Here is a 1348-nt window from a genome sequence, read left to right as displayed (position 1 = left end):
CGTTGAAGACGCTGGGGATGATGTAGTTCGCGTTGAGTTCGTCTTCGGCGACGACGTCGGCGAGGGCGCCGGCGGCGGCGAGCATCATCTCGGTGTTGACGGTGCGGGACTGGGCGTCGAGGAGGCCGCGGAAGACTCCGGGGAAGACCAGGACGTTGTTGATCTGGTTGGGGAAGTCGGAGCGGCCGGTGGCGACGACGGCGGCGCTCCGGCGGGCGAGGGCGGGGTCGACCTCGGGGTCGGGGTTGGCGAGGGCGAAGACGATCGCGCCGTCGGCCATGCCGGCGACGTCTTCGCCGGTCAGGACGTTGGGGGCGGAGACGCCGATGAAGACGTCGGCGCCGGCGACGGCTTCCTTGAGGGTGCCGGTGATGCCTTCGGGGTTGGTGTTGTCGGCGATCCAGCGCAGGGCGGATTCGGGGCCGGCGGCGACGAGGTCGTGGCGGCCGGCGTGGACGACGCCGTGGATGTCGGCGACCACGGCGTGCTTGACGCCGGCGGCGGTCAGCAGTTTGAGGATGGCGGTGCCGGCGGCGCCGGCGCCGGACATGACGACGCGGACGTCGCCGATGTTCTTCTCCACCACGCGCAGGGCGTTGGTGAGGGCGGCGAGGACGACGATGGCGGTGCCGTGCTGGTCGTCGTGGAAGACGGGGATGTCGAGGGCTTCGCGCAGGCGGGCTTCGATCTCGAAGCAGCGGGGTGCGGAGATGTCCTCGAGGTTGATGCCGGCGAAGCCGGGGGCGATGGCCTTGACGATCTCGACGATGGCGTCGGTGTCCTGGGTGTCGAGGCACAGGGGCCAGGCGTCGATGCCGGCGAAGCGCTTGAAGAGGGCGGCTTTGCCTTCCATGACGGGCAGGGCGGCCTTGGGGCCGATGTTGCCCAGGCCCAGGACGGCGGAGCCGTCGGTGACGACGGCGACCGAGTTGCGCTTGATGGTCAGGCGGCGGGCGTCGTCGGGGTTCTCGGCGATGGCCATGCAGACGCGGGCGACGCCGGGGGTGTAGATCATGGAGAGGTCGTCGCGGTTGCGGATGGGGTGTTTGGACGCCATCTCGATCTTGCCGCCGAGGTGCATGAGGAAGGTGCGGTCGGAGACCTTGCCGACGCTGACGCCCTCGATGCCGCGGAGTTCCTGGACGATCTCGTCGGCGTGGGCGGTGGAGGTCGCGGCGACGGTGACGTCGATCCGCAGCTTCTCATGGCCCGAGGCGGTGACGTCCAGGCCGGTCACCGAGCCGCCGGAGGACTCCACGGCCGTGGTGAGCTGGCTGACCGCGGTCCCGCTCGCGGGGACCTCCAGCCGGACCGTCATCGAGTACGAGACGCTTGGCGCCGTTGCCAT

Annotated in this window: 1 protein-coding gene; it reads right to left on the bottom strand. The window is 70.3% G+C overall.

Features of this window, described 5'->3' with window-relative positions; translation table 11 throughout:
- Positions 1 to 1348: NAD-dependent malic enzyme (locus ACH427_RS32310; RefSeq protein WP_398875389.1), on the bottom strand; the 1348-nt coding region annotated here is incomplete at its 3' end.

Origin of the sequence: Streptomyces sp. NPDC020379, from assembly GCF_044387105.1 — a bacterium.
Lineage (GTDB): Bacteria > Actinomycetota > Actinomycetes > Streptomycetales > Streptomycetaceae > Streptomyces.
The sequence above is the reverse complement of the archived record's forward strand: the minus strand, read 5'-3'. Positions and strand labels throughout refer to the sequence as shown.